Source organism: Mycoplasmopsis fermentans PG18, assembly GCF_000209735.1.
GTDB lineage: Bacteria > Bacillota_I > Bacilli_A > Mycoplasmatales > Metamycoplasmataceae > Mycoplasmopsis > Mycoplasmopsis fermentans.
Window position 1 is genome coordinate 1,002,880 of the sequence record NC_021002.1, and the last position, 981, is coordinate 1,003,860.

The 981-nt window shown below is 21.1% G+C and carries 1 pseudogene; it reads left to right on the plus strand.

What is annotated here, in order from left to right:
- Positions 1-981 (plus strand): annotated as a pseudogene (locus MBIO_RS04540) (rhoptry family protein); the annotation flags it as partial.

Consider the following 981-nt stretch of genomic DNA (forward strand, 5'->3'; position numbering starts at 1 on the left):
AAGCTATTTAAATGACGAAAATAATTTGACAACTTCTATTCAATCTGTTATTAAAGAATTTTTAAATGCTTATAATTCAAATGTTGATTCAATCGAAACAACAATTAGATTAGCTAAACTAAATAACTCAAAACAAATTATTGATGAATTTGTACAAAAATCTAAAATTGAATTAAATTCTCTCAAATGAGATGAGTATATTGAAAGCAGAAACAAATTAATTAATGAATATGTTAATAGCAAAAATGAATTAGATTCAATAAAAAGTGGATTTAAAAAAGCATTTGTTAATATTAAATCAAGATTAAATGAATTTAATTTAGCATTAGAAGCAAACAAAACAACATTAAATGGATTTAATTTATTTGAAACTTCTTATAAATCAATAATTGATATACAAACTAAACTAGATCCTTTATTAAAAGCTAATTTAGATTCTGATATTGACAACAAAATTAATAATATTTCAGCATTCTTTGAAATAATTTCAAATCTTAAAAAATATGAAACAAATTATTTAGAAATATTTAAAATTATTAAAAACGCAACTGATTTAAACTTACAAAAAGTTAATAACTTTGCTTCAAAACCTAAAGAAATTTCAAAACTTATTAGTAATGCAAATCCAAAAATTGTTGATTTCTTATCAAAAGTTTTTGCTAATTTAAAAACATTAAGCCAATTTGAAGATGTTAAAAAAACAATTGAAGATATTGATAATAACAAACCTGATTTATCAACTGAAGAAATATCTTCAATTGAAAACAGTGAAATTCGAAATGACAAGGAAAAATTTAAAGGACTATTTGAAAAAATAAATTTAATCAATAATTTTATTTCATCGATTAATGAAAAAGATAAACTTTATAGTAATTTCTTAGAAAATGAAGCTCAATTTTGCTTAGAATCATACAATGAAATGGATGCGAAATTAGCAACAATGGCAAATGTGGAATGGACAGTTAATGAATATAAAAAGAA